23 protein-coding genes are annotated in these 23,655 nt (G+C 62.8%); 14 read left to right on the top strand and 9 right to left on the bottom strand.

Going from position 1 to position 23,655, the window contains the following annotated elements:
* Nucleotides 1-9: 9 nt before the first annotated feature.
* From cas6e to cas3, 6 genes are all read right to left on the bottom strand, one after another.
* Nucleotides 10-708 (bottom strand): type I-E CRISPR-associated protein Cas6/Cse3/CasE, encoded by a 699-nt coding sequence (gene cas6e, locus ACUY1T_RS20115; protein ID WP_446025345.1) that lies wholly within the window; start codon nt 706-708, stop codon nt 10-12.
* The gene (gene cas5e / locus ACUY1T_RS20120; protein WP_446025346.1) at nt 708-1,451 is read right to left on the bottom strand and encodes a type I-E CRISPR-associated protein Cas5/CasD; all 744 of its coding nucleotides are present in this window, start codon (nt 1,449-1,451) and stop codon (nt 708-710) included. The genes cas6e and cas5e overlap by 1 nt, the downstream gene beginning before the upstream one ends.
* An 8-nt stretch (nt 1,452-1,459) precedes the next feature.
* Nucleotides 1,460-2,533 carry a type I-E CRISPR-associated protein Cas7/Cse4/CasC gene (gene cas7e / locus ACUY1T_RS20125; RefSeq protein WP_446025347.1) on the bottom strand — a complete coding sequence of 358 codons (1,074 nt, stop codon included), beginning with the start codon at nt 2,531-2,533 and terminating at the stop codon, nt 1,460-1,462.
* A gap of 34 nt (nt 2,534-2,567) precedes the next feature.
* A complete protein-coding gene (gene casB / locus ACUY1T_RS20130) occupies nt 2,568-3,239 on the bottom strand; it encodes a type I-E CRISPR-associated protein Cse2/CasB (RefSeq protein WP_446025348.1) in 672 nt (223 codons plus the stop codon).
* Nucleotides 3,236-4,918, bottom strand: coding sequence for a type I-E CRISPR-associated protein Cse1/CasA (gene casA / locus ACUY1T_RS20135; protein ID WP_446025349.1), 1,683 nt, complete (start codon nt 4,916-4,918; stop codon nt 3,236-3,238). Before casA ends, casB begins: the two co-directional genes overlap by 4 nt.
* A 537-nt stretch (nt 4,919-5,455) precedes the next feature.
* Nucleotides 5,456-8,134 (bottom strand): CRISPR-associated helicase Cas3', encoded by a 2,679-nt coding sequence (gene cas3, locus ACUY1T_RS20140; protein WP_446025350.1) that lies wholly within the window; start codon nt 8,132-8,134, stop codon nt 5,456-5,458.
* A 151-nt stretch (nt 8,135-8,285) separates the two neighbouring features.
* On the opposite strand from cas3, the gene ACUY1T_RS20145 reads away from it, so the two are divergent.
* Nucleotides 8,286-9,152: a WYL domain-containing protein gene (locus ACUY1T_RS20145; protein ID WP_446025351.1), complete on the top strand. Its 867-nt coding sequence runs from the start codon at nt 8,286-8,288 to the stop codon at nt 9,150-9,152.
* A gap of 30 nt (nt 9,153-9,182) precedes the next feature.
* On the opposite strand, the gene ACUY1T_RS20150 is transcribed toward ACUY1T_RS20145, so the two are convergent.
* Nucleotides 9,183-9,776, bottom strand: coding sequence for a malonic semialdehyde reductase (locus ACUY1T_RS20150; RefSeq protein ID WP_446025352.1), 594 nt, complete (start codon nt 9,774-9,776; stop codon nt 9,183-9,185).
* Between the two features lie 57 nt (nt 9,777-9,833).
* Complete coding sequence (locus ACUY1T_RS20155) at nt 9,834-10,868, bottom strand: LacI family DNA-binding transcriptional regulator (RefSeq protein ID WP_446025396.1); 1,035 nt, start codon at nt 10,866-10,868, stop codon at nt 9,834-9,836.
* 109 nt (nt 10,869-10,977) lie between these two features.
* On the opposite strand from ACUY1T_RS20155, the gene ACUY1T_RS20160 reads away from it, so the two are divergent.
* The 6 genes from ACUY1T_RS20160 to ACUY1T_RS20185 are packed head-to-tail and all read left to right on the top strand — an operon-like array spanning nt 10,978 to nt 16,767.
* Nucleotides 10,978-11,982 (top strand): TRAP transporter substrate-binding protein, encoded by a 1,005-nt coding sequence (locus tag ACUY1T_RS20160; protein WP_446025353.1) that lies wholly within the window; start codon nt 10,978-10,980, stop codon nt 11,980-11,982.
* Between the two features lie 3 nt (nt 11,983-11,985).
* Nucleotides 11,986-12,483 (top strand): TRAP transporter small permease, encoded by a 498-nt coding sequence (locus ACUY1T_RS20165; RefSeq protein ID WP_446025354.1) that lies wholly within the window; start codon nt 11,986-11,988, stop codon nt 12,481-12,483.
* A complete protein-coding gene (locus ACUY1T_RS20170; protein WP_446025355.1) occupies nt 12,480-13,757 on the top strand; it encodes a TRAP transporter large permease in 1,278 nt (425 codons plus the stop codon). Before ACUY1T_RS20165 ends, ACUY1T_RS20170 begins: the two co-directional genes overlap by 4 nt.
* 6 nt (nt 13,758-13,763) lie before the next feature.
* Nucleotides 13,764-14,309, top strand: a complete 546-nt coding sequence (locus ACUY1T_RS20175; protein ID WP_446025356.1) for a VOC family protein — start codon at nt 13,764-13,766, stop codon at nt 14,307-14,309.
* Nucleotides 14,306-15,553 (top strand): RuBisCO large subunit C-terminal-like domain-containing protein, encoded by a 1,248-nt coding sequence (locus ACUY1T_RS20180; RefSeq protein ID WP_446025357.1) that lies wholly within the window; start codon nt 14,306-14,308, stop codon nt 15,551-15,553. Before ACUY1T_RS20175 ends, ACUY1T_RS20180 begins: the two co-directional genes overlap by 4 nt.
* 2 nt (nt 15,554-15,555) lie before the next feature.
* A complete protein-coding gene (locus ACUY1T_RS20185) occupies nt 15,556-16,767 on the top strand; it encodes a four-carbon acid sugar kinase family protein (RefSeq protein ID WP_446025358.1) in 1,212 nt (403 codons plus the stop codon).
* Between the two features lie 20 nt (nt 16,768-16,787).
* On the opposite strand, the gene ACUY1T_RS20190 is transcribed toward ACUY1T_RS20185, so the two are convergent.
* A complete protein-coding gene (locus tag ACUY1T_RS20190) occupies nt 16,788-17,264 on the bottom strand; it encodes a TspO/MBR family protein (protein ID WP_446025359.1) in 477 nt (158 codons plus the stop codon).
* Between the two features lie 118 nt (nt 17,265-17,382).
* Between ACUY1T_RS20190 and ACUY1T_RS20195 the strand changes: the two genes are divergently transcribed.
* The 7 genes from ACUY1T_RS20195 to ACUY1T_RS20225 all read left to right on the top strand — a co-directional run bounded on the left by ACUY1T_RS20195 (nt 17,383) and on the right by ACUY1T_RS20225 (nt 23,639).
* Nucleotides 17,383-18,915 (top strand): winged helix-turn-helix domain-containing protein, encoded by a 1,533-nt coding sequence (locus tag ACUY1T_RS20195; RefSeq protein WP_446025360.1) that lies wholly within the window; start codon nt 17,383-17,385, stop codon nt 18,913-18,915.
* Between the two features lie 160 nt (nt 18,916-19,075).
* The gene (locus ACUY1T_RS20200; RefSeq protein WP_446025361.1) at nt 19,076-19,912 is read left to right on the top strand and encodes a class I SAM-dependent methyltransferase; all 837 of its coding nucleotides are present in this window, start codon (nt 19,076-19,078) and stop codon (nt 19,910-19,912) included.
* Nucleotides 19,913-20,022: 110 nt separating this feature from the next.
* Complete coding sequence (locus ACUY1T_RS20205; protein ID WP_446025362.1) at nt 20,023-20,685, top strand: hypothetical protein; 663 nt, start codon at nt 20,023-20,025, stop codon at nt 20,683-20,685.
* 142 nt (nt 20,686-20,827) lie between these two features.
* Nucleotides 20,828-21,727: a metal ABC transporter permease gene (locus ACUY1T_RS20210; RefSeq protein ID WP_446025363.1), complete on the top strand. Its 900-nt coding sequence runs from the start codon at nt 20,828-20,830 to the stop codon at nt 21,725-21,727.
* A 141-nt stretch (nt 21,728-21,868) separates the two neighbouring features.
* Nucleotides 21,869-22,018 (top strand): hypothetical protein, encoded by a 150-nt coding sequence (locus ACUY1T_RS20215; protein WP_162832591.1) that lies wholly within the window; start codon nt 21,869-21,871, stop codon nt 22,016-22,018.
* On the top strand, nt 22,018-22,752 hold the full coding sequence (locus tag ACUY1T_RS20220) for a metal ABC transporter ATP-binding protein (RefSeq protein WP_446025364.1): 735 nt from the start codon (nt 22,018-22,020) through the stop codon (nt 22,750-22,752). The genes ACUY1T_RS20215 and ACUY1T_RS20220 overlap by 1 nt, the downstream gene beginning before the upstream one ends.
* Nucleotides 22,749-23,639 carry a metal ABC transporter permease gene (locus tag ACUY1T_RS20225; RefSeq protein ID WP_446025365.1) on the top strand — a complete coding sequence of 297 codons (891 nt, stop codon included), beginning with the start codon at nt 22,749-22,751 and terminating at the stop codon, nt 23,637-23,639. The genes ACUY1T_RS20220 and ACUY1T_RS20225 overlap by 4 nt, the downstream gene beginning before the upstream one ends.
* Nucleotides 23,640-23,655 lie beyond the last annotated feature (16 nt).

Raw genomic sequence — 23,655 nt, forward strand, 5'->3', positions numbered from 1 at the left:
TCACCCCCCTCAAGGTCGGCGCAGCATCAGCAATCCACAGCCAAACGCCTTGGCACGGCCGATACCATGAGCCAGTGTTTCGACCAAGCGCTCCGGATCGGTCACTTCCAGAAGCCCTTCATAATCGACGCTGGAAAACCGAATGGCATCGCGCCGACCGGGCTTGTGGAGAGCATGCTGGCGATAGGCGCCCACATTGGGCTTGACCGGCAGTCGAAATCCCCAGGACTCGGCCCGTGAGGAAAGCCAATCGTGAGCAGCCTGGTCCATGGCTTCCATGCAGGCTTGGCTGCTGCGAGCACCGCCCGATTCGAAAGGAAACTTGGCGGCCATCAGCACATCGGCACGCTGTCCCCGTTTGCCCTCTATCGCCTTGGCTACCGTCGGATTGGCACGAACACGAAACGCTAACTGCTTGCCTACCTCCAGCGCTGGGGCGAACGGTTTGCTCTGTACGTCGAGCAACCCCGCTACTGCCACGGGTTCGCGATCAGAAAGTATGTAGAACAATGGCAGCCCTTTGGGCGCTTGGTCCGGCCCTGCGGGCTCCTCCATTTCCTGGCGGAACAGGAAAGGACGAGCCTCCGAGTGGTCGGGGAAAAGTTGCCAAAGGAGCTGGTGTGCACCGTAGGCGCCACCGCCCATGATCTCGAATAGCAGTTCACGGGACAGGCCGTTGAGGTCCACACGTACGCGGGAAAGAAACATCAGCTGCCCTCCTCGAGACGCACGAAGCGGCGATATTCGGTACGCGGCCCAAACTGCCACCGCCTGCGGTTGAGCGGGCTGTCCCAGATATCGTTGGACTCTACCCCCTCCTCTTTACCGTCGAGCATGGCCGCTTCGCCCTCCCAGCAATAGAGCGACTCGCTGGGCAGGCGAAGCGCTTGCTGCTCATCGCGAATCAGTTTGGGAAACTCGGTATCGAGCACTTCTTTCAGCCGCTCTACAGTTACACGACGTGGATCCAGCGGGGCTGCCGGCGGGCACGCCTTGCGGCCAAGATACAACGGGAAGTGCGGGGTCTTGAGGGCTTGCTCCAGCGCCTCCAGTGTCAAGGTAGCCCCCGGCGCCAGCCAAACGGCAACGATCCAGAGCCCATCACAGCGGTAGTCACGGCTGGAGAGAATGGTGTTGATGACTTTGCGTGGTGCACTCAGCTCGTCACGGCGTGTGCGGTAAGAAACGCCTTTGCGCTCACCCGGTACCTGAGCCGTATGGTAATCGCGCAGCAGAATTCCCGGCGAACGCTGCTTGACCGCCACCCGCACGCTTTCGCGCAGCTCGTTCTGCCTTTCATCGTCATCACGCCGAATGCCGAGCGCGGCACCAAGCAGGCCCAGGATAGCGCCACGTCCCGGATGGGTAGCGCTGGGACGAGTTTCGCCTACTGCGGGTTCGCCCCAACTGGCTAGCGGCGCGTAGAGCCGGAAAACGAGATATTCCGTCATTACGCACCTCACTGGTCGGCTTTGAGGAAATCAACCAGCTCTGCCAGGCTCCCCTGTGCTACCTCACCCTCAAGCAGTGGGCCACGATAGTCCGGCTCGGCAGCTACGACAAAGCGTCGATCGGCACCGGCGCCATAAGCGGTATCGAAAGCTTTGGCCTGCTTTTCGAGCCGCTCAATGGCTTCTACGGCTTGATCCTGGCCGCTGACCGGACGCAAGAATGCCACCGACAGCGAGCGGGGCTGTTGCTCACCCTTTTCGGCAAGCAGGTAGCTGGCATGAGCGCGGGAACCAAAGCTGTTCTGCTTACCCTTGGGCGAGGTTCTTGCCGCAGCTTCGACCAGAGCGGCAATCGCCCTGTCGGCAAGCTCGGCGTCGCCCTTCAGATTCTCCACGAGCTGGTTGCGGTCGATGCAGACGTAGCTGTAAAACAACCCCGCCCCATAACCGGCCTCGCCGACGTGAGCGGCACCGCGATGCTCATTTCCCGTATTGAGATCATCCACGGCAGTAAAATAGTCATCTTCTACTTCAGCAGCGTGCACGGTAATGGCATGCGCCACCTGGCAGGCTGCTTCCACATTAAACTCAGGAACCGCGGCCAGCATGCGGCCGAACAAAGCAATATCGGCAGCTGTAGGCTTATGGCGCAACAAGTCGAGGTCTTCCTTTTCAGGCGGCCGCTTTTCATTGGCAAGGGTATCTACCAACGCATCGACTGCGGCCTGCTCTTCTGGGCCGATGTGTACGAGCTGACTGGTTTCCAGCTCGCCCTTGGCCACCTCACCGAAGACTTTGGCGATATCGGTTGCCCACTCCTGAGCCTCTTTCTCCTTTATTCCTTTCACGATCAGGCGCTGTTTAGCCTCGATGCCGATACGCTTGGTACGGTAGCCACGATGCTGACCGATGGCCTCTTCAAACAATGCAGAGGTACGCCATGCGCGCTTGAGGCTCTGGGAAGAGACGCGAAGGCGCTTGGCGCCGCCCATGATGGCAGTTTTGGGACGGCCCAGATCGTCACGATTGAGGTTGGCGGGCGGATAGGAGGTCAGCAAGTGCAGTTGGATGAAGTGGCTCATGTGTCAGCTCCCTGTCTCTTAATTAAAAGTTCGATTAGTCGTTATCGTGCTGATATCGGAGTTGAGTGCCGAAGTAGTCATTTGCCCATTGAAAAGACAGGCGCTGTGAAGGTCGGCTAGCAGCCCAACCTTGCGACTCACGCCACCTTTCAGCCCACCAGAGGGCAACGTTATCGGCCAGATAGACCGCACTGACGCCTCTCTTGTCGATCAGCGCCAATGCGCGACGAAGGTGGGTAATCAACTCCTCCGGCGAGCGACAGGCCAACAGGCGCTGGAAACGCAATTCGCTCATATGAGGCTTTCCGGTTTCTTTCTTCTGTTTGCCAAGCTGGCTACCCAAAGTGGCACCGGGACTTTCGGCCCTCACCTCGGCCAGCACTAGCGCGATGCATGCCCAGGTTTGCAGCCGATGATTGCGTTGCTTCTCACTTTCCTCTTTAGGCGTTGGCAACCGGTGCCAGAGAAGCCGAAAACCTTCGGTCAGCATGGCGGCCTCCGCGGTATCGCAACGCCTGAGCGTGGCCCGGACGCCCTTTGGCAACGGTGGTGCATCGCTGAAGGCCTTCAGTTCTGCTGCCGGCAGGGTCAAACGCTGCCACCAGCAACGCACCTGAAAAGCCTCGTCCGCACTCATCGCGAGCAGCCGCTCTTCCGGTACCGGTCGGGCTTCACTTACCGCCTCAGCGGTCTTCGCCTCACTCATGACATCCCCTCCGTTGCTTTATTTTTTTGGCCAGCCGTCAGACTGAAGCCTCCCTCTTTTGCAAATTGCTGGATGAACTTGCTCCCCTTGCTTCGCCCAGATAGCCAGGCCAAGAGATTTCGCCGTGCCTGGATAATACGGCGCATATCCAACTCTTCATGGGGGCCGCTGAGAGACAGAAGCTCAAACAGACGAAGCGCTTCTCGCCTCAACTCGCCATACCAACTTTCAGCGACATGAGAAGGCATGTGGATGTCTTGTTCGTTCTGAAGTGCTTGACGCAGTGCGAATAGATTTCGAAAGAAAGCAGCCTCGGTCGCATCGTAAAATTGCTCATCGATGCTGCTCATATCGCCCTTGGCATCGGCAGGACGAGAAAACCAGGCACCTTTTATCTGGTTGCGCAGCATCCAGGCAACTTGGCGCGCAAGCTCGGTAAAGGGCTGTACCCAACTCCTGAAGACTTCCTCGTACTTGGGTGGAATGGCTATCAGCGGCATCTCGACGCCATACCAGCAACGTGGCTTCATATTGTCCATGTCGTAGCCGAAGGCCCACAGACGCACCTGATTCAATAGCCTCTCGCTGATGTCACCTTCGCGGTAGGCCTCTTCGCTCGTCGGGGCCTTGCCATGCAAATAGTCATGCACGGCAGCGGCCGGCAGAGCTCCGCTCGACTTCGCATCCTGCAGAACCAGATGCGACCAGTGGCGATAGCCCAACCCACCAGGCTGACCTTTCTGCGAGAGCGGCGGCTCGTTCGGTTTCTTGGGATCCTCCCGGTAGGGTGTCAAAGGGTGCAGCCAAGGACCGTCATAGTTGGCACCATAATTCTTGGCCCGGATCTCCCGAACGAAGCGCGTCGTCTCTCTTCCGCACAAATCACACTGACACGCACCATCCTCGAAGAGCAGGCGGAACCGGCGTGGCATGGCCCAATAGGGATGCAAGGGATGCACTTCGTCCGGCGTCACAACGGCGCCCTTCTTATCGCTGACACGTGTTGGCCCCATCCAGGGAAAGAGCGTGTCGTCCTCGGGCTTGGTTTCGAGGTTGCGCCCGCCTGCTCCAGCAATCGAAGCCGTAGGCATGACATTCAGCCAAAGCCGCTGCCATAGTGTGGCATCCGCTCGCTCGGGCAATACCAGAGTCGTTAGCGGCCCTCCACCCCGTAAACCCACGCGATACCCCGCCCCGCCAGACGGTGCATTGATCTGTAAAGTGAAGAGAGCAAGCGCTGCGCAGTCGGGGCAGACGACTTCGACACGCCCACGCTTGGTAAAATGATCGGTGTTGAGCTTGATACCGTTGGCACCGGGGGAGTCGATCAGCAGCCCTGCGACCGGTGAGGGATTGGCTTCCTCAAGAGGATCGAGATCCTGCATGAAGCGCGGCCCATCGCCATCCAACTCGAAAGCGGCTGCCAGAGGAGAAAAAGCGCTTGCCAGCGCCTCGACTGTCGGGGGCTCCAGGTATCTAGCCAACCAGTCGTCGTGACTCTTGGGCGGAAGCGCCGTCTGCAACAACCCGATCAGAAACTGATAAGCCGCACCCTGAAAATCGGCTCGGGGCAGCGCCAGGTCGAGAATGTCCGGGTCGGCAATGGAAGAGGGTAGGCAATTGGCTATGTGGCTGTCTTTCGTTCGGAAAGGAAGCCAAGGACTAGTAAGTAAATTCATGGTAATGCCTCGTCTGGTGGTAGCAGCGAGCGATACAGCTGCCAGTTCCACTTGAAAGTGGAACTGGCTTCTCTAACCTCCTATCGTTTTGTCTTACCTTTCTTTTTTCGCTTACCAGACTGGATAGGCCATGCCTGATAGCCATATTCATGAGCATCAAGCACCTTTCCACTCTTTGTCCTTCTGTAACGACGGAAGAGCATAAGCGCCACCTCCATAGGGGCGTATTGATGGCTGGAGGCGACGACCCGCTTGCGCGGAAACACCGAATCACATAGCGTGTTGGTGCCAGCAACGTGCATGGGTCGGTGATTCGTCGCCGATCTGTGCACTCTGGCTGCAAACAGAAGAGTCACGATAATTCGGTTTGCGAGCACCAAGGTACGCATCATTGATATCCCTCTTCACGGAGGATGTCAACCGTGCCTGCCATTCAGTGCAGTTCGCCACAGTTGCGGCGATGAACCGAGTCAAGACAAATCGGTAGCTCGTTCCCCGCAGTAGCGGGGCATGGCCACCCTCCACCGAGGGTGGCCTCTACACTTCCGCCGACCGCCGAAACAGGCATCCAAGCACTTGGTCATAGGTCACCTCGGCGTCCTCCTCGGCCAACCAGGGCTGCACGAAACGCAGCGCCTTGAAGCGCTCTTGCAAGACCTCCCATTGGGCCAGGTATCTGGCTGGTAGCTCCGCCAGTTTCTTGGCCTGACTCTGGCGCAGCTTGAGCTGGCTGAGCATGTCGGTATGGCGCTCGCCCTCGGCCCATAACATCAGGGCTCCCGTAGCATCACGCTTGAGCAGCGCCACATTGACGGTAGGCTCGTCGATCAGCCGAGTACCGATCTCTTGCTCCTCCTGCCATTTGTGGCGATCCCAGACATATCCCGCCTCCAGTTCCAGTGCGCTGTAGAAGGCAGTGGACCCAGCAATTTGCTGCTGTCCTCGCTGCACAATACGCGCCTCATGCAGGCCATCCGGCACCTGGTCGATCACCGCGCCATAGACGGCCTCGATGAGCTCACGTGCCTCTTCCGGCATGCGGATCGCTTCGAGCTGCCGGAGCACACGCTGGGTCAGCCATAGGAGCGAGGTGTCTCGATAGACGGCTTGAGTACCGGGCTGCGCACGCTTCAGCCACTGTGCATCCGGCTCTTCCTCCCACTCCGGCGCCAGCACTCGCAGCACAGGCGGACGGCGCGGACCCCGTTGGTGACGCTGCAATCTCCCCGCGCGCTGAATCAGCAGATCGACAGGAGCAAGATCGCTGATCATCAGATCGGCGTCACAGTCGAGAGACTCCTGAAAAACCTGCGTAGTTACAATGACTTGGCTATCACGAACATCAGATGCAGACACTTTACCCAAGCGACGGAGAACATCGGACTCGATACGCTGACGGTCCAGCATGGCAAAGCGGCTATGGAATAGCAGGCATCGTTCAGGTTGCGGATGACGCTCCCGAATCGCCTCGTAAGCACGGATGGCGTCATCCACCGTGTTGCGCACCCAGGCAATGCACTCACCGGCCTCAACGGCTTCCATGACAATATCGATTGCCTGCTGCTCCTCAGTCAGCCATTCCACGCCGACCTCACGCGATACCTCGGGACGAGAATCGAGAGAAACTTCACGAACGGCTGCGCCGGAAGCTTGGGTCAACAGAGGGAAGTCACTGCACTCAAGCGAACCCGGGGGCAGGTTCAGCCCCTCCTGCCAGGCCGCTACCAACGCCTGTCGCATCGCCTGCGGCAAGGTAGCGGTCAGCAAAATAGCGCTTCCACCCTGGCGGGCATGATGACTCAACAGCCGACTGAGCAACGTCTGCATGTAGTGGTCATACGCATGCACCTCATCGACAATCAGCACCTTGCGGGCCAGCCCGAAGAGCCGCAGAGACTGGTGGCGAAACGGCAAGACTCCCATTAGCGCTTGGTCGATGGTGCCAACCCCAACCTCCGCCAACAGCGCCTTCTTGCGGGAATCGGCAAGCCATCGGTTGCATTGAGCAGTGGCAGAGGCCTCGCCTGGGCCATAGTCGAGATCCAGCGGCTGCGAGTTGTCGATGGCAGCCGAGAACGACTCGTTCAAGCGGCTGGCACCATGAGCCAGCACGAACGAGGGGTTGGAATCAGGTGTGTAGAAGCGGCGATGCAAGGAGCCTAGCCGTTCGTACATGGCATTCGAAGTTGCCATGGTGGGTAAGGCGAAATAGAGCCCCTCAGCGTGGCCGGCACCCAGCAGGCGTTGAGCCAGGATACAGGCGGCTTCCGTCTTGCCGGCCCCCGTGACGTCCTCAAGGATGAAAAGCTGGGGCCCAGACGGTATTGATAGTGACTCAGCCTCTTTCTGCAACGGCGTAGGTACAACTTCGCGACCGTCGAACCAAGCTTCGAGGCCAGAGTAAGGCAAGGGTGTGAGTGGCTGAGTAAATCCTACCTTTCGTAGAGCCGTCTCCGCTCTAAGCACCGCGCAGCATTCCCAATACTCGGCCAAGGACATCCGGTCCTGGCAGTAGTCGAAGTGCTCCTGGTTCGAGCCCAGCCAGTCGCTGAGTGTCGCCCACCCCGAGATGGTCCAGCTCAACGACAGGAAAGATGTTAGCCACTCTTCCGATAGCAGTTGCTCAATGGGCCAATCGACATCAATCAAGTCAGCCCACTCGGAAACGAAGAGTTTTGCGGACTCCACATCGCTGACGTGCTCATCTGAGCCAAAGAAAACCTCCAGACGGAGCTGGTCCGCCTCGACGGGCTGGCCATGGTGTCCAAAGAAGGGATTCACCAATGCTTTGATTGCATTACGCCGCCGCTGCCTTTCCCCAAGATCAAGCGCAACTTCCGGCCAGTGCAATACTCCTTCATCCAGCCAGTCGAGCCAGCACTCACGCCACAGCAGTAGACCCAGCCGATCATGTCGTACGGTGTATTCGTACCGCTCAAGGGGGGCAACCAGCTCTGCTCCCTCGGGCCGCGCCAACCCCTGAAAGGTGCGGGAGAACTTGCCGAGATCGTGCAACCCCAACAGGAAGACGAAGAAACAGCGCAGCGCCTCGGGCGACATCTCGAGCCGTGCCGCCAACAGCTGCGTCAGCGGACGCTCCGGGGCGAGCAGGTGCCAACCGACGGCAGCCACATCGAGGCTATGGTAGGGCAGGAGATGGCAGCTTGCGCCTTGCGAGCCTGGTTTCGCTTTTCCCCAATAGAGCCAATAGGTCACCGGCGAACTCCCTTTCGTTTGTTGTTCTCACTGCCCCTCATGTAATCACTTGTTAGGATGGGTAACTAGTGATGTATATCAAACCAGCGTACTAAGCAGCCCGGTCATTCCCTTTTCGCTTGAGAGCGCTGAAAACATGGAGAAGCCAACGATGGAAGCGACCTCACTGCCTTGGGACACTCAAGCCCGCTATCGCCTGATCGAGATCCTGGCGCTCTGGGAGGGGCGAGTGACGGCTTCACAGATCGGGGCAGTGTTCGGCATCGGCAGGCAGCAATCTCAAAAAATTATTCGGCAATACAGGGAGCTGGCGCCGAGCAGCCTGATCTACGACGAGTCGAGAAAAGGCTTCGTACCCACGGAAGATTTCAGCCCTCTCTTTACCCTCGGTCGGGTCGAAGAGTACCTACATCTGCAAGGAGCGAATCATCAGCTCGACTCGCCGTTTACGGGCTTGAGCCTAGGGGCAGCCAACACCGAGGCCCTGCCAATGCCCAGCCGTGAGATATCTCCCTTGGTGGTAAGGGAAATCGTCAAGGCCGCTCGACAAGGTTTGAGGCTGGAAGTTAATTACGCTTCGTTTTCCAATCCTCAGGGTGAGGATCGTATTCTCGTACCGCATACGCTGGTATTCGCCGCTGGCCGCTGGCATGTCCGAGCGTTCTGCGAGAAGCACCTGCAGTACCGTGATTTCGTGCTAAGTCGATTCCGTGACGTGCCGGAGTCGTGCGGCAGCATGTTGGATAATCACGACGGAATGCACGATGCCGATTGGCATGCGCAGGTAGAGGTTCGGCTGATTCCCGATCGCCGACTGCCGGAAGTCGAGCGCTCTCTGATTGCCAGGGATTACGGGATGGAAAACGGGGAACTGGCACTGACTTGTCGCGGCCCGCTCGTACTGTATGCCTTGAGGGAGTTGGGCCTCAACCCCCATCACACCGAGGTCAATCCTCGAGCTCAGCAGATCGAAATCGCCAATCCCGATGCGCTGGCCAAGTGGATACGCTGGGATTGAACTACTCCTCCCACCACTCTCAGCAAAGCCTCAAACCACCTCCGCCACCTCTTCAAACGCCAGCCTCGCCCCTCTTGGGCGCTGGCTTTCGGGATCGCCCACGCCCAGGTTGACCAGGAAGTTGCTCTTGTAGCGGCCGTCGGGGAAGAACTCCTCGTCGACGATGGCGTTGTCGAAGCCGCTCATGGGGCCGACGTCCAGGCCCAGCATACGGGCGGCGATGATCAGATAGGCGCCCTGCAGGGTGCCGTTGCGCCAGGCGGTGTCGCTGGTCTTTTCCGGGTTGGCGGCGAAGCGCTCGCGGGCGTTGGGCGAGCTGGGAAACACCTTGGGCATGTGTTCGTAGAAGCGGGTATCGACGGCGACGATCACCGTGACCGGGGCTTCGTGGGCCTTGTCGCGGTTGGCTTCGGAGAGCGCCGGCAGCAGGCGCGACTTGCCCTCTTCGCTCATTACGAAGACGTAGCGTGCCGGCTGGCAGTTCATCGAGGTGGGGCCCCACTTCAGCAGGTCGTAGAGCCGGCGCAGGGCGGCCTCGTCGACGGGCTCCGGCCGGAAGCCGTAGTGGGTGTGCGCTTGGCGGAAGACGGTGTCGAGCGCGATGTCGTCGAGGGGCGGTCGCATGGGGTCTCCTGCTGTAATAGGGTTTTTGTCCCTATGGCCGTGCTTGATTGCCTCGTATCACATCACATGATGCGCTGCGGGCAGGTTTTCGGAGAAGTAGATTTCCATGGCCACCGGGGCCATGTCCGCCTGTCCACCTGTCGCCGCGGCAATGGCTCGCGAATAGATCAGGTCGGGACTCTGGGTGATGACGGCATCCATCGTTCCATCGAGTAGCATGCTACGAGTATCGGGCGTCAGTCCATGACCTATGAAACAGATATCGGCATCACGTCGCGATTCGCGCAGTGCTCGCCCGATGCCATCCGACGCACCGCCCACGTTGTAGATGCCCACGATATCGGGATGCGCTTCCAGTAGGCGGCAGGTGTTCTGGTAGTTCTCGTCGCGGTTGTCGTGCCCTTCGTGCGGGCCGATCACGCTCAGGTAGGGGAAGTTCGCCTCCGTCAGGGCCAGAAATCCCATCTCGCGTTCCATGTGGGCACGGTAGGCCCGGCTTGCCGCAATGAGCGCCAGCTTGCCCGAGGTGACATGACAGAACCGCCCCATGATCTGGGCGGCGGTGCGCCCCGCGGCGAAGTTGTCGATACCGAGATAGAGGTGCCGGTTCGAGCTTGGCAGGTCCGAAATGATGGTGATGATGCGCTTCCCCGCCATCACGAGTTCGTCGATGGCCTGCCTGACCCGGGGGTGATCGATGGCCATGAACACGACGGTATCCGCGCTCCTGCCGTAGCGCCTCAGCGCCTGTGCCAACGCATCGGGATTGAAGCTCTCGATGAAGTGGCTCCGGACCTTGACCGGCCCGGGAGAGAGAGCCGCCAGTTCGCGTACGCGCGTATTGAGCCCCGTGAGGTAGGGGTTCGTTCCCCTGGGCAGTAGAAAGACCACCTTGGCAAAGCGCGGGCCGAGCCGTTTGCTCAACTCCTCCTCGTCCATGTAGCCGATGTGCACGGCCGCTTCGAGCACCCGGCGCAGCGTGGCCTCCCGCACGCCAGGGCGACGGTTCAGGACCCGATCCACCGTCGCCGTCGACACCCCTGCCATGGCGGCAATATCCGGTATCAGTGGTCGCCTTCCATCAAAAACCATCAAGAAGCCCTCATTGCCTCTTCGCAGGATCGTGCCCTAGCCTTGAGAATCGTAGGGTATGAACATCATTACCTACAAATAAATAAAAAAACATCATCCGGAGAACGTCATGCTTAACAAGATCAACAAGCTCGGCCGCCTGACGGCCGTGGCGGGTGCGCTGGCCATGAGCGTTGGCACGGCGGCGGCCCAGGAAGTCACCCTGCGCTATGGCCACATGCATACGCCGAACTCGATCGCCGGCATGCAGGCCGAGTGGCTGGCCGAGGCCATCACGGAGAAGACCAACGGCGAGGTCGCGGTGGATATCTTTCCCAATTCGCAGCTCGGCAAGCTTCAGGAGCTGGCCGAAGCGGTATCGACGGGATCGATCGCCATCTCCCACAACACGGCTGGCGCTATCGGCTCGCTCTATCCTCCCTTTGCCGCGTTCGATACGCCCTACCTGTACCGCGACATCGACCACTTGATGGCGGTGATGGATGTGGATTCGCCCGTGATGCAGGAACTCAACGAGGGCCTGGTGGACGCCTCCGGGGTGCGCTTGCTCTACGCCTTCTACTTCGGCACCCGCCACCTGACGACCAACCAGGAGATCAAGTCGCCGGACGATCTCGAAGGCGTCAAGGTACGGTCCATTCCCTTCCCGATCTACATGGCCACCGTCGAAGGGATGGGCGCGGTTCCGGTTCCCGTGGATTGGGCCGAGGTGCCCACGGCACTGGCAACCGGCGTGGTCGAAGGCCAGGAGAACCCGGTCAACGTGGTCGTTACCTCGAAGCTGAATGAGGTGCAGAGCCACATGATGCTGACCGGCCATATCAGCGCCGCCCAGGTCATCGTCATGAACGACGACACCTGGCAGTCGCTGTCGCCGGAGCATCGGGACGCCATCACCAAAGCTGCCGCCGAGGTTCGCGAGCGCGCCACGGCCGCCATGCTGGAGGCGGAAGCCGAGGATTTCGCCACCCTGCGAGCCGCGGGCATGCACATCGTCGGCCCAGAGGATGGCCTGGAACTCGAGGCGTTCCGCACCCGCGTCAGTGATCGTATTGCCGAGGAGTTCACCGCGCAGTACGGCGAGCTGTACGAGCAGATCGCGGCCGTCGACTGAACCATGAACGAGCACAAGCCGATTGTCGGGCGAGCGGTCACCTGGCTGACGCAAGCGTGCCTTGGGGTGGCGATGGTACTGCTGGTCCTCATTGCCGTATTGATCGTGACCCAGGTCGTGGCGCGCAACCTGTTCAACACTGGCCTGCCCAGGGTCGACGAGGCCGCCCGCTTTGCCGGCATCGCCATGGTCTATCTTGCCGCCCCGTTTCTGCTGCTGCGCGGCCAGCACGTGGCGGTCACGCTACTGGTGGAACTGCTGCCCCGGCTGGGGCGCCGGCTCTGCCTGGTGGTGGGCGAACTGGCCACGCTGGGGTTCTGCGCCCTGATGCTGTACGGCTTCTATCGCTTCCTGTTGCGTGCGGGGCGCTTCGCCACACCGGCAATGGGCATGCCGAACCTGTGGTTCTACATGCCTGCGCTGGTGGGGCTGGCCATTCTCGCCGTGGTGGCCGCCTACCGCCTCGGCCTGTTGGCGACGGGCAGGGAGGTCGAGGAATGACCTTTACCCTGCTCATGCTGTTCGCCCTGGGCCTGCTCATCGGCGCACCGGTAGCCGTCAGCCTTGGCCTGTCGGCGGGGCTTGTCATCCTGATTCACGACCTGCCGGTCACGGTACTCGCCCAGCGGGCCGTGAACACCCTCGACAGCTCGCCGCTGCTGGCGGTACCGCTGTTCATACTGGCCGCCTCGCTGCTGGGGGCGACGGGTGTCACGACCCATCTCTTCGATCTGCTGCGCATGCTCGTGGGGCGAATCCGCGGTGGCATGGCCCACGTGAACGTGCTGGTCAGCCTGATATTTTCCGGCATGTCGGGGGCGGCGCTGGCGGATATCGGCGCGCTCGGCGGCATCCAGACCCGCCAGATGGTGCACCAGGGCTACAGCCAGCGCTTCGCCTCGGGCGTTACCATCGCGGCGGCCACCATCGGCCCCATCTTTCCGCCTTCCATTCCGCTGATCATCTTCGCCACGGCCGCCGAGGTGTCGACCATTCGCGCCCTGCTGGCGGGCGTGGTGCCTGCCCTGGTGGTGGCCTTGGCACTGATGATCCAGATCGCGGTGATGGCGCGCCGTCATGACCTGCCGCGCGACGACATCCGGCCCACCCTGCCCGCCATTCGGCGCAAGGCTTGGATCTCGCTGCCTGCGCTGCTCGCGCCCGTGCTGCTCGTTGGCGGCATGATCAGCGGTTTCTTCGGTCCCACCGAAGCGGCCGGGGTGACGGTGGCCTATGCCGTGCTGATCGGGTTGCTGGTCTATCGTTCGCTCACCCTGGAGGGATTTGTCGGCTGCACACGCGACACGGTGCTGGCCACGGCCAACGTGCTGTTCGTCGTAGCGGCGGCGGCGCTCTTCGCCTGGGTATTGACGATGGACCGGGTGCCGGCACGGGCCGGGGCGTGGCTGCTGGAGGTGTCGGAAAACCCGCTGGTCCTGCTGCTGATCCTGAACCTGCTGCTGCTGGTGGTCGGCATGTTCCTGGAGGCCATCGTGGCCATCCTGATCATTGCGCCCATCGTCACCCCGGCGCTACTGCAGGCAGGCGTTCCGCCCGAGCAACTGGGTGTGGTCTTCGTGCTCAACCTGATGCTCGGCTTGCTGACACCCCCGGTGGGAATGAGCCTCTACATGGTCTCGATCATCACCAAGATGCCGCTGCTGTCGGTCATCCGCGGCGTCGCCCCTTTCTACCTTTCCCTTTTCGCAGCCCTTGCGCTGGTAACGCTGGTTCCCGGCCTTTCCACCTGGCTGCCCAACCTTGTCATGAAGTGAGATTCCATGAGCAGACATCTCGGCGCGATCCGCCAACTGGGGTACGTGGTAACGGATATCGAGGAAGCGATGGACCATTGGTCCCGGGTCATGGGCGTCGGCCCGTTCTTCTACAATCCGCGCGTGCCGATAGAGAACTACACCTACGAGGGGCAGCGGTACGAGGTTCACAACTCGGTCGCCCTGGCCAACTCGGGATTCATCCAGGTCGAGCTGATCCAGACGCGCAACGATGCGCCCTCGATGTATCGCGACTTCCTCCAGGCCGGGCGCACCGGGCTCCAGCACGTGGCCTTCTGGACCGAAGAGTACGATACCGACCTGGCCGCCATGGAAGCCCAGGGGTTTAACGTCAAGATGAGTGGCGAGGTCGGCGAGAACGGGCGTTTCGCCTATTTCGACCGCGAGCATCACCCCGGCACGGTGATCGAGCTTTCCGAAGTGCGTGGCCCCAAGGGCGACATGTTCCGCCTGATACGCGAGGCCTCGCAGGGCTGGGATGGCAGCGACCCGGTTCGTCCCTTCCCTTCGCTCGACAGGGGCAGCGCATGATCCGTGCCTCCTATCTCGTGGAAACCCCGCTTGACCCTCGCACGGTAGCGGAAATGATGGCCGGGGAGCAGAGTTCGGGGACTTTCGTGCGCGTCGAAGGTGAGACCGAGGCGCTGCGAACGCGATTCGGTGCCCGTGTGGCCAGGGTCGAGGTGATCGACGAGCAGGACCACCCCAGCCTGCACAGCGCCTACCTGGAGCGCAAACGCGTCTCGGGCCCATGGCGCCGCGTGGCGGTGGAGATCGACTACCCCGAGGAGAACGTGGGCCTCAACCTGCCCAACCTGGCGGCAACGGTGGCCGGCAACCTCTTCGACCTGGGAGAGGTGACCGGGCTACGCCTCACCGGGCTCACCCTGCGCCCCGAGTACCGGGACCGCTACTTGCTGCCCCGCCTGGGCGTGGCCGGTACACGCGCGGCGCTGGGCGTTCAGGAGAGACCGCTGTTCGGCACCATTCTCAAGCCCAATATCGGCCTTTCCCCCGAGCAGACCGCCGATCTCGTCGAGCGGCTGTGTGAAGCGGGGGTCGACTTCATCAAGGATGACGAGATCGCCGGCAACCCTCCCCACTCCCCGGTGCGCGAGCGGATCAGCGCGGTGATGGCACGGGTGCGCCGCTGGCGACAACGCAGCGGCCGCGACGTGATGGTGGCTTTCAACATCTCCGACGAACTGGATGCCATGCGCGGCCATGCCGACCACGTCGAGGCAGAGGGCGGCACCTGCGTGATGGCCAGCCTCAACTGGTGCGGTCTCTCGGCGATGCAGAGCCTGCGCGCCTCGACGCCGCTGGCCATTCACGGGCATCGCAACGGCTTTGGCGCCTTCGCTCGTCACCCGGCGCTGGGAATCGATTTCTCCGCCTACCAGGTACTCTACCGGCTGGCGGGAATCGACCACCTGCATGTCCACGGCATGGGCGGCAAGTTTGCCGACCTGACCGAGGAAGTGGCCCACGCGGCGAAGCTCTCGCTGCAGCCGCTCGGGCATTCGGACGACCGGGTGATGCCGGTGTTCTCTTCCGGGCAGTGGGCAGGCACCCTGCCGACGACGCTGACGGAAACCGGCAGCGCCGACTTCATGTTCCTGGCCGGCGGCGGCATCCTGGCCCACCCCGACGGAGCCGCCGCGGGGGTCAGGAGCCTGCGCGAGGCCTGGGACGCCATACAGGCCGGCGAAGCGCTGGAAGCTCCCGGTCGCCCGGCGCTTGCCGCCGCGCTCGACTTCTTCGGAGCGCGCTAGGCATGCGCTACGTCTTCGTTGCGGATGACTTCACCGGGGCGTCCGATACGCTCGCCACGCTGAGCCGGGCGGGCCTGAGGACACGGCTTTACCTGGCCCCGCCCACCCTGGCGGAAGTGCGCGACCTCGACGCCTTCGGCATCGCGACGGCAGCCCGCAGCATGGAGCGGGATGAATTGACCGCGACCATGCGGCACATCGCCGAAGCCCTGAAGCCCCATGCGCCAGAGGTCATCCACCTCAAGGTCTGCTCGACCTTCGACAGCAGCGCAGCCGTTGGCAACATCGCCGCTGCCATGCAAGTGCTGACCGAAGGCCTGGCCCCGGCTACCACGGTCATCCTGGGGGGCCAGCCAAGCCTCGGCCGCTACTGTCTGTTCGGCAATCTGTTCGCCAAGGGAGGCGATGGCAACCTTCACCGGATCGACCGCCACCCCGTCATGCGAGACCACCCCGTCACTCCCATGCGCGAAGCGGACCTGCGGCGCCATTTCGACGCCCTGGGGCTGCCGAACCTGGCGCTGCTCGATCTCCTGGCGCTACGCAGCGGCGAGACACTGCCCGGCAACCCGATGCTGTGCGACGTACTGGACGAAAGCGACCAGCGAGCGCTCATGGCGCGGCTGCAACACTCACCGTTTCCCCAGCTCTGGGTCGGGCCCAGCAGCGTGGCCGAGACCTGCTTTCCCGAGGCTTCTCCACCTCAGTTGCCGGACACCTTGCCCGGCCCCCTGCTGGTGTTCGTCGGCAGCCGTTCGCCCATGACCGCCGCCCAGGTAACAGCCGCCACCGGGTTTGCCAAGGTCGTCATTCCCGCCGACTCCCTCGCGCACCGGCCTGACGAACCCTATTGCCGGCTCCACGAACTCCTGGCTTCGGGCCATCACGTGCTGGCGGTGCTCGACGAGGACCTGGGCCACGGCCTGTCGCCTGCCGCCATGGCGCAGCGCTCTGCCGAGCTGCTGGCACGCCTGATGGCCGAGCATGCCGCCGGCACGGTGCTGGTGGCGGGGGGCGATACCTCCAGCCTGTCCATCCACGCCCTCGCCCCGCGCAGCATCGACTATACGGGGCAGCTGTCGCCGGGCGTCGCCATCTGCTGCGCGCACTTCGCGGATGGCAAACGGCTACCCGTCATTCTCAAGGGTGGCCAGATGGGCGAAGTCGACTTGTTCGACAAGGTTCGCGCCATGGTCCGGCGGGAACCGCTGTGACATGGCGACTGGCGGCTCGCCTACCCGTTCAGCCAGCCGATGCCCGCATTGAGATACCCCGCGAAGCCAACCCAGGCCAGGTAAGGCACCAGCAACCAGGCGGCGAGTGACGAAACGCGGGCGAAGCGGCTGATCGTGAGCAGGATGAGGGCCCACAGCAGCAGCAGGTCGGCCAGGGCAACGAAGATCCAGTGCAGGCCGAAGAACAGGATCGACCAAAGCCCGTTGGCCGCTAGCTGGGCGACGAGCGGCCACAGCACCGTGAAGCGCTCCGCGGCAGGCACCCGAAGCGTAGCCCGCCAGGCGGCCACGGCCATCATCAGGTAGAGCGTCGTCCATGCCACCGGGAACAGCCAGTCAGGCGGGGTGAGCGGCGGCTTGTCGAGTGCGGCGTACCAGGCGCCGGGCGGCGTCAGCACACCGGTCAACGCGACGAGGGCGACCAGCAGCAGCCAGCCGAAAAGAATCGCCATCGAATGGCGGGGGGCGACAATCATTGCAGCATCTCCTTTGCGGCTCGGTATCGCCAGTGGGACGAGGCGATTGCGTGCACCCTGCACCATACTCTAAACCAGACTAACGACACCCAATGAACGCCTGGGACGGCGCAACGCCATGACCCTCCGGTTTGATGATTTCGAACTCGATACGGCGCACTACGAACTGCGTCGTCACGGCGAGCTGCGTCGCGTGGAGCCGATGGTGTTCGATCTGATCGTGCATTTCGCCCACCATCCGGATCGGGTCTTCAGGCGCGACGAACTGATCGATGCCGTATGGGCGGGGCGGATCGTCTCGGATGCCACCGTCGCTTCCTGCATCAAGCAGGCACGCCGCGCGCTGGACGACAGCGGCGACACCCAGACCTACATCAAGACGGTACGCGGCCGCGGCTTCCGCTTCACCGCGAACGTCTCCGAGACCGACGATGCTCCGCCGAGACGTTTCGCAACCGTCGCTACCCCGGCAATCAACAGCAACGACCCCTCCCTGCTCATCCTGCCGCTGCGAGCGCTTGCCGACACGCCCGAACTCGTTCGGTTTGCCGATGCGCTGACTGACGAGTTGAGCTCCGTCCTCACGCGAATACCGTTGCTGCGCCTGAGCGCACAGAGTGGACATTATCATGACCGTCCGGTGACGCCGGCAGCGCGTGAGATTCACGAGGCACTGGGTATCGATTACATCCTGGAAGGTAGCGTACAGGCTTGGCTCGACGAGGGTACGGAGCGGATGCGCGTCACTGTGCATCTGGCCGATGCCAGGGCCGGCTTTCGTCTATGGGCCGAGACCTTCACCCTGGCCGGCCCAGTGTGCGAGGCCCTCGAGGTCGGCGTGCCCATGATCATCGCCAAGCTGGAACCGCAGCTGCACCGTGCCATCTATCAAACGGTGAGCAGCATCGATGGCGAGCATAGTGCACGTCAGCTCTATCTCGAGGCCAGCGGCATCCTGGCGCTCAAGGGCTGGCATCACGAGTCCTTTTCGGTGGCGGCGAACCTCCTGCGGCGCAGTTGGCGGCTGGAGCCGGGATTCGCCTTGGCGGCCGCCTATCTCTCGTTGGTATGTGGCCTGGGGCATCGCTTCGATCTGCTGAGCGATCGCGAGCAGGCATGGGCGGAATCGCTCGATGCCGCCGAGCACGCGTTGCAACTCGATAGCATGGACTCGATCGTGCTCGGTTACGCCGGCTGCGCATTGGCCGATATCGGTTATCCCGACCGTGGCGTACCAATACTACGCAAGGCCGTGGAGCTCAATCCGACCAATGCCCAGGCCTGGGCGGCACTGGGCTCTGCGTCCCTGGCCGGAAATCGCCCGGAAGAAGCGGTCGTCCACCTGAGCCACGGCATTCGTATCAGCCCGCTCGATAGTCGTCTGTCGATCTGGGGCGCGGTACTCGCCATGGCACACCTGATCCTCGGCGATCGCAGCGCCGCCCGCGAGCAAGCGGAGCTGGCCTGCCAGCGTGACGACCGCTGCTACATGCCCCACATCGTGCTGGCCGCAATCCACCGACGTGATGGCAGGCATGACCTTGCACGCCAGGCGCTGGGCAATGCCTACCGAATCAAGCCCGACCTGACGTCCGAGCAGGTTGTGGCACTGGTCGGGCAGAAGCATGGCATGCGTTTGTTGGCACTGTAGCGCCGGCCGCCACGTCTTCACCACGAAATTCCCCACAAATTCCCCCTCGGCCCACAAGCCGCCGTCGACGGCACGGCATAGGCTGAGTTTGTCGTTCGGGAGTGCCCGCCCAGGGATGACCGACGGCAGCACTATGACAATCCATCAAAGGAGTTTTGCCATGACCCTCTCTACCTCTCTCGAATCGCAAGTCGCCGGTCCCGACTACACGGCTATCAAGGCCAGGCAACAAGCGGTTTGGGGTGCCGGTGACTATGCCCGCATCGGCGTTACCCTGCAGATCGTCGGCGAACAGCTCTGCGAAGCCATGGACCTGCGTGCCGGCCAGTCCGTGCTAGATGTGGCAGGCGGCAACGGCAACGCCTCGCTGGCCGCGGCCCGACGATTCTGCAAGGTCGTCTCTACCGACTACGTCGAGGCGCTGCTGGCCAAGTCCGCCAAGCGTGCCGAAGCGGAAGGACTGGCGATCGACTACCAGACGGCGGATGCCGAGAATCTGCCGTTCTCCGAGGGCACTTTCGATAACGTGATCTCCACCTACGGGGTGATGTTCACGCCCAACCAGGGCCAAGCCGCCGCCGAGTTGCTCCGCGTGTGCAAGCCCGGCGGCAAGATCGGGCTGGCCAACTGGACCCCGGCGAGCTTCATCGGCCAACTGTTCAAGACCGTCGGCCGCTACGTGGCGCCGCCGGCAGGCCTGAGCTCCCCGGCGGCGTGGGGCACGCGGGACTTTCTCGATACGCATTTCGGTCCGCACGTGCAGGCGATCGAGGCCCAGCCGCGGCACTTTACCTTCCGCTATCAGTCGCCACAGCATTGGCTGGATGTGTTCAGCACCTACTATGGGCCGACACTGAAGGCGTTCGAAGCGCTGGATAACGAGGCCGGCCAGGCGCTACGTGGGGAGATCCTCGCTCTGATCGATGCTCAGAACCGCGCCACGGACGGCACCATGGTGCTGCCCTCGGAGTATCTGGAGGTCGTCATCACGCGGTAGTCGGGTGCGCCTGCCCTTTGCCGGGTGCGCCATTTCGGCGCTCCCGGCTTTCGTCTTGTGCTGTAATGACAACGACCACACACCCTCTATGACCTGACAAGGAATTCCTCATGCCCCGTCGTCCCTTCCTGCCATTCGCGTGCGCTGTTGTGATGCTCTTCTCACCGTTGGCCTTGGCCCAGCAGCCCACGCAGGAGTACCAGGCCTACGAGGATGCCCTGGCCCGCGGCGAACGCCAGGCCAACGTATGGCAGTACGGCTGGGCCGGGGTCTACGCCACTTCATTGGCGTTCAATGGCTACCAGGCCAGCGAGGCGAACGACCGCGACGACCGCTACGATGCCCGGGTGGGCGTGGTGAAGTCGGCGCTGGCACTGGCCGGCACGCTGATGGATCGCCAGCCGCATCCGGCGGCCTACCGTGAACTGCGCGAGGGCGATGGCGATATCGAGAGCGCTCGCCGGCTGCTGCATGCGGTGGCCGAGGAGGAACGCCAGCGCCGTAGCCTGCAGGCACGCCTGGGCTCGCTGGCGATAAACGCCGCTTCGGGGCTGTTGATCGGCGTGGGCGATGGCCGCGGTCGCGACGGGGCGATCAACTTCGCCACCGGCATGCTGGTCAGCGAGCTGCAGCTGCAGACCCAGCCGCGCCAGGCCTCGGTGGCCATCAACCGTTTCAAGCCGGCACGGGTCTCGCTGGGCGATATTCATCTCGAGGGCGAGTATGCACTGCTGGTGGCGCCCAATCAGGTGGGAGTCGCGTTGCGCTATTGAGGGCTGGGCTGGCTGCCTCCCGCCCCTTCCAAAGCACGCCACTAGCGAAAGGGGCACCAGGCTGACACCTGAGCGAGATTAAACCTGCCATCGATCTTGTTATGATATAACATATACGCAAAAACGACCCTTGGCTTGCCTCATGCTCGATACGCTTCTCTGGTGGCTCACGTCACCTTTCGACTACGTCTTCATGCGCCGCGCCCTGGCGGCCTGCCTGGCGCTCTCCTTCACGGCGCCGATCCTCGGGGTGCTATTGACGCTGCGCGGCATGAGCCTGATGGGCGAGGCGCTGTCGCATGCCATCATGCCGGGCGTGGCCATTGCCTTCCTGCTGGCCGGCTTTTCCTTGCCGCTGATGATGTTCGGGGGCGTGCTGGCGGGCCTGGTTACCGTGGCGCTCGCCGGCGGCGTAACGCAGTTCAGCGGCCTCAAGGAGGATGCCGCCATGGCCAGCCTGTTCCTGATTGCCATGGCCGGCGGGGTGACCATCGTCAGCCTTTCGGGCAGCGCCCTGGATCTCGGCCATGTTCTGTTTGGCAGCATATTGGCGGTGGATGGCCGCACGCTGTGGCTGGTGGCGCTTGGCAGCAGCACGATCCTGGTCGGCCTGGCCATCTCCTTTCGTATCTTGGTGGTCGAGTGCCTCGATCCGCTGTTCCTGACGCTGCAGGGGCGCCACGCCGGCTGGACGCATGCGCTGTTCATGGTACTGGTCGTGATCAGCCTGGTGGTCGGCTTCCAAACGCTGGGCACCTTGATGGCGGCCGGGTTGATGCTGCTGCCTGCCGCGGCGGCGCGCTACTGGAGCCAGCGGCTCGAAGGCATGATCGCCATTGCCATCGGCATCGCCCTGGCGTCCAGCGTGACGGGGCTGCTGGTGTCCTACCACGCTGGCCTGCCTTCCGGCCCTTCGATTATCCTGCTGGCGGGGCTGGGGTATGGCGTGTCGGTCATACTGGGCCCCTATCGGGGGTTGAAAACGGGCACCACCAGGCCGAAGCGCGTCATGTCGTCGCGGCAGGCCGGGCAGTTGCGCTGAATGGTTCCCTTCTGCGCCAAATCCTGGATACTGCCGCCCTTGGATCGGCCGATTGCCGTTGCTCAATGTCGCAATGAAGACTCCCCCTTTGTCGGGCGTCTTGTTATGTTATATCTTAATTGGTTTTTGCGAGGGCCACCCATGGCACACCGCACGCATCGGCATCGCCCCGAGGGGCCGTGCCATTTTTCGTTGATGTCGCTTTCCGCTACGCGGCGCCTGTTGCTGGCCGCCGCACCGCTGGGCGTGCTCTGGCTCGCCGTCTCCTGGGCGGCAGGATGGTGGGGCTGATGGCCGAGACGCACCCTTCACGCCTGGAGCTTCACGACCTCCAGCTGGCCCAGGCCAACCGCACCGTGCTCGAGCACGTGAGCGGCCGCTTTCGCGACGGTGCGATCACCGCCCTGGTCGGCGCCAACGGCGCCGGCAAGAGCACCCTGATCCAGGGCATCATGGGCATGCTGCGCCCCATGGCGGGCAAGGTGATCTGCTCGGTTCCCAAGGAGCGGCGCGCCTGGCTGCCCCAGCAGTTGGCGCTGGACCTCACCTTCCCCATGAGCGTGGAAGAACTGGTGATGACCGGTAGCTGGCCGAGCCACGGTGCGCTTACCGGCTACTGCGCCCGTCACTATCGCCGTGGCCGCGAGGTGATGGCGCGCCTGGGCATTTCCCACCTGGCCCATCGCCCCCTGGGCGAGCTCTCCGGTGGCCAGCGCCAGCGCGCGCTGATCGGCCGTACCCTGATGCAGGAAGCCGAACTGCTGCTGCTCGACGAGCCCTTCGCCAACGTCGATGCGGAAACCGTCGAGGTACTGATGACGGTGCTGCGGGACATGGCGGCCGAAGGCGCCACCATCATCGTGGTGTTGCACGACATGGAACAGCTTGCCCGCCTGGCGGAGGAAGTCGTGGTACTGACGGGCGGGCACGCCCGCTGGACTACTGCCCAAGCCGTGCTTCAGAGCCAACCCGCCAGCGTCGGTTCGGCACGGCTGGCCCTGGGCATTCCGGGGGTCGACGCATGATGGAAGTGCTTTACGAGTGGCTGATCGCCCCCTTCGACTACGGTTTCATGCGCCGCGCGGCGGTGGCCGGCCTGGCCCTGTCGCTGGCGGCTCCGCCCATGGGCGTGTTCCTGATGCTGCGCGGCATGAGCCTGATCGGTGACGCCATGGCCCATGCCATTCTGCCCGGCGTGGCACTGGGCTTTCTGCTGGCGGGCTTCTCGCTGCCGGCCATGAGCCTGGGCGGCGTGCTGTCGGGGTTGTTGATTGCGGTACTGGCCGGCAGCGTGTCGCAAATGACCGGGCACCGGGAGGACTCGGCCATGGCCAGCTTCTTCCTGATCTCGCTGGCGGCGGGGGTCATGCTGGTCTCGCTGGGCGGCAGCAGCGTCGATCTCACCCATGTGCTGTTCGGCTCGATCCTGGCGGTGAACTCCACTGCGCTGGTGTTGATCGCGGCGATCAGCAGCGTGATCGTGATCACCCTGGCGCTGATCTTCCGCGCCCTGGTGGTCGAATGCCTCGACCCGCTGTTCCTGCGCGGCCAAGGCATGCAGGGCAGCCTGGTGCACGGCATTTTCCTCGGCCTGGTGGTGCTCAACCTCACCGCCGGCTTCCAGACCCTGGGCACCTTGATGGCCGTGGGCCTGATGATGCTGCCGGCTACCACGGCGCGCTTCTGGAGCAAGCGCCTGGAGGGGCTGATTACCGTCGCCATCCTGCTGGCCGTTGTCGCCAGCCTCGGCGGCCTGCTGCTTTCCTACCATCTCAGCGTTCCGTCGGGGCCGGCCATCATCCTGCTGGCAGGCGTGGGCTACGTGCTCTCCGCCCTGCTCGGCCGCCACCACAGCCTTAGGGCGAAGCTGCAGCGCCATGCCGTACCCCTCGGCACGCCAGAACCGCACTGAAGATACCCAAAACGCT

It is taken from the genome of Billgrantia sp. Q4P2 (genome assembly GCF_052806135.1).

Bases quoted from the DNA above. Each gene is read 5' to 3' on its own strand.
- cas6e (WP_446025345.1), bottom strand. From the start codon at position 708: ATGTTTCTTTCCCGCGTACGTGTGGACCTCAACGGCCTGTCCCGTGAA.
- cas5e (WP_446025346.1), bottom strand. From the start codon at position 1,451: ATGACGGAATATCTCGTTTTCCGGCTCTACGCGCCGCTAGCCAGTTGG.
- cas7e (WP_446025347.1), bottom strand. From the start codon at position 2,533: ATGAGCCACTTCATCCAACTGCACTTGCTGACCTCCTATCCGCCCGCC.
- casB (WP_446025348.1), bottom strand. From the start codon at position 3,239: ATGAGTGAGGCGAAGACCGCTGAGGCGGTAAGTGAAGCCCGACCGGTA.
- casA (WP_446025349.1), bottom strand. From the start codon at position 4,918: ATGAATTTACTTACTAGTCCTTGGCTTCCTTTCCGAACGAAAGACAGC.
- ACUY1T_RS20145 (WP_446025351.1), top strand. From the start codon at position 8,286: ATGGAAGCGACCTCACTGCCTTGGGACACTCAAGCCCGCTATCGCCTG.
- ACUY1T_RS20150 (WP_446025352.1), bottom strand. From the start codon at position 9,776: ATGCGACCGCCCCTCGACGACATCGCGCTCGACACCGTCTTCCGCCAA.
- ACUY1T_RS20155 (WP_446025396.1), bottom strand. From the start codon at position 10,868: ATGGTTTTTGATGGAAGGCGACCACTGATACCGGATATTGCCGCCATG.
- ACUY1T_RS20160 (WP_446025353.1), top strand. From the start codon at position 10,978: ATGCTTAACAAGATCAACAAGCTCGGCCGCCTGACGGCCGTGGCGGGT.
- ACUY1T_RS20165 (WP_446025354.1), top strand. From the start codon at position 11,986: ATGAACGAGCACAAGCCGATTGTCGGGCGAGCGGTCACCTGGCTGACG.
- ACUY1T_RS20170 (WP_446025355.1), top strand. From the start codon at position 12,480: ATGACCTTTACCCTGCTCATGCTGTTCGCCCTGGGCCTGCTCATCGGC.
- ACUY1T_RS20175 (WP_446025356.1), top strand. From the start codon at position 13,764: ATGAGCAGACATCTCGGCGCGATCCGCCAACTGGGGTACGTGGTAACG.
- ACUY1T_RS20180 (WP_446025357.1), top strand. From the start codon at position 14,306: ATGATCCGTGCCTCCTATCTCGTGGAAACCCCGCTTGACCCTCGCACG.
- ACUY1T_RS20185 (WP_446025358.1), top strand. From the start codon at position 15,556: ATGCGCTACGTCTTCGTTGCGGATGACTTCACCGGGGCGTCCGATACG.
- ACUY1T_RS20190 (WP_446025359.1), bottom strand. From the start codon at position 17,264: ATGATTGTCGCCCCCCGCCATTCGATGGCGATTCTTTTCGGCTGGCTG.
- ACUY1T_RS20195 (WP_446025360.1), top strand. From the start codon at position 17,383: ATGACCCTCCGGTTTGATGATTTCGAACTCGATACGGCGCACTACGAA.
- ACUY1T_RS20200 (WP_446025361.1), top strand. From the start codon at position 19,076: ATGACCCTCTCTACCTCTCTCGAATCGCAAGTCGCCGGTCCCGACTAC.
- ACUY1T_RS20205 (WP_446025362.1), top strand. From the start codon at position 20,023: ATGCCCCGTCGTCCCTTCCTGCCATTCGCGTGCGCTGTTGTGATGCTC.
- ACUY1T_RS20210 (WP_446025363.1), top strand. From the start codon at position 20,828: ATGCTCGATACGCTTCTCTGGTGGCTCACGTCACCTTTCGACTACGTC.
- ACUY1T_RS20215 (WP_162832591.1), top strand. From the start codon at position 21,869: ATGGCACACCGCACGCATCGGCATCGCCCCGAGGGGCCGTGCCATTTT.
- ACUY1T_RS20220 (WP_446025364.1), top strand. From the start codon at position 22,018: ATGGCCGAGACGCACCCTTCACGCCTGGAGCTTCACGACCTCCAGCTG.
- ACUY1T_RS20225 (WP_446025365.1), top strand. From the start codon at position 22,749: ATGATGGAAGTGCTTTACGAGTGGCTGATCGCCCCCTTCGACTACGGT.